This is a genomic window from Pseudarthrobacter humi (assembly GCF_024294965.1).
Classification (GTDB): Bacteria; Actinomycetota; Actinomycetes; order Actinomycetales; family Micrococcaceae; genus Arthrobacter; species Arthrobacter humi.
On record NZ_JANCLV010000040.1, the window covers coordinates 1 to 1,832 of the forward strand.

1 protein-coding gene is annotated in these 1,832 nt (G+C 62.9%); it reads right to left on the reverse strand.

What is annotated here, in order from left to right:
- Positions 1-1,832, reverse strand: a 1,832-nt coding sequence (locus tag NFC73_RS20650) for a primary-amine oxidase (RefSeq protein WP_254753346.1), incomplete at both ends; no start/stop codon positions are given.

A 1,832-nucleotide genomic window follows, 5' to 3' on the forward strand; every position in this document is an offset into this window, starting at 1 on the left:
TGCTGCAGCACTTGTCGGTGTTGGTGGTGGTGGGTTCGATTTTGGTGGGGAGGTTGAGGGTGGGGTTTTGGTCGAAGAAGCCGTGGGGTTCGAGCATGAAGCCGATGTTTTGGCGGGGCATGATGGGCCAGTCTTCGAGGCGGACGACGTGGTGCATGCCGAAGGTGTACCAGACGACGAGGTCTTGGTCGACGATGTTCCGGTCTTTTTGGGTCCAGATGTGCAGGCCGTCGTCGGCGCCGGTGGCTTGGTTGGGGTATTCGCCGGCTGCGAAGCGTTCGGTCCGGTCGTAGGCGGTGACCCAGAGGTTGTTGCGGGCGAACTGGGCGCGTTTGCTGACGTAGGACTCGTCGCCGGCGGCGAGCTGGATGCCGTCGGTGGGGATCAGGCGGTAGGCGACCGGTTCGTCCACGATGTTGCGGCTTTCGTGGTTGGCGATCTTCCAGAAGCGGTGTTTGGCGGAGTCGGTTTTGCGGATGGCGGCTTGTTCGGTTTCGAGGAGCCGGTCCACGGCTTTGAAGGCGGTGTGGGTGGGGTTGTGCTCGGGGATTTCCATGTCGACTTCGTAGACGGCGTTGTTGGGGCCGTCGATTTCGAAGTCCATGCGGACGTTGAACATGTGCTGGTGGATGGGGGCGTAGAGGCCGTCGTTGTTCAGGGCCTGGCCGTAGGGGGTTTTCTCGCCGGGTTTCTGGCCGGCGGTGGAGAGGATGCCGGTGGCTTTGACGAGGAATTCGATGCTGCCGTCGAGGAACAGGTGCCAGTAGAAGGCGTATTCGTAGTTCGCGACGGTGGCGATGAAGGAGATGACGAGTTTGCGGCTGCGGCGGGTTTCGGTGGTGCCTTCGCGGAAGTCGAAGTGCTTCCAGAGGATGGAGTCGTCTTCTTCGTGCATGCAGATGGCGTTTTCGATGGTGAGGGGGTTGCCGAGGCTGTCGGCGGTGATCCCGTCGAAGTATTTGATCTCTCCGGTGCAGTCGCAGCCCAGGGTGAGGGAGTTGGCCATGTTGCCGATGTTGTATTCGCCGGAGTCGAAGGCGTTCTTTTTGGCCTGGACGGGGGCGGTGTCGCCGTACGGGACGACCATTTCGGAGAGTGAGGCGCGGTTGATCACGGGACGTTCGACGCCTTTGTTGCGGAACTTCAGCTGGTGCAGGACCAGGCCTTCGCGGGGGGTGAAGCCGACGCGGAAGGTCCAGTCGGCCCATTGGACGTGGTTTCCGGTGACGGTGAAGGAGGCGCCTTCGGGTTGGGTGATGGAGATGGGTTTGAGGTCGGTGCGGGCGGGTCCGACGTATTTGGGCAGGTAGTTGCCGGAGGCGGACGGGACGGGGATGGCCTGGTCGTCTTCGAGTTTGACGACGTCGCCGGAGTTCAGGTCGACGATGACGATGAAGTTCTCGATCGGGTGGGCGTAGGGGCTGTCCTCGGCTTCCTGGCGGACGAAGACCAGGGCGCGCATCAGGCGGCGGCCTTCGTTGTCTTCGCCGAAGTAGCCCACGGACCAGGGTTCGAAGCAGACGAGGTCCATGTTGGTGATGCCGCGCTTGGCGAGGGCGGCCTGGACTTCGGGGTTCTTGCGGCAGGCTTCTTCGCCTTCGGCGAATTCGTCGAGCATGAAGGGCGGGTGGACGTTCTCGGCGAGCTGGGTCCATGTCGAGACGATGCCGGAATCCAGGTCCACGACAGCTTCGTAGGCGCGTCCCTCGGCGCGGTTGACCAGGACCGCGTCTGCTTCCCGGACGGTCTTGGCGCCGCTGCGCAGCAGTTCCTTGTCCGGCTCGCGCAGCTCAATACTGATGAACCGGAAGGATTCCGCGCCGGCCTGGCCA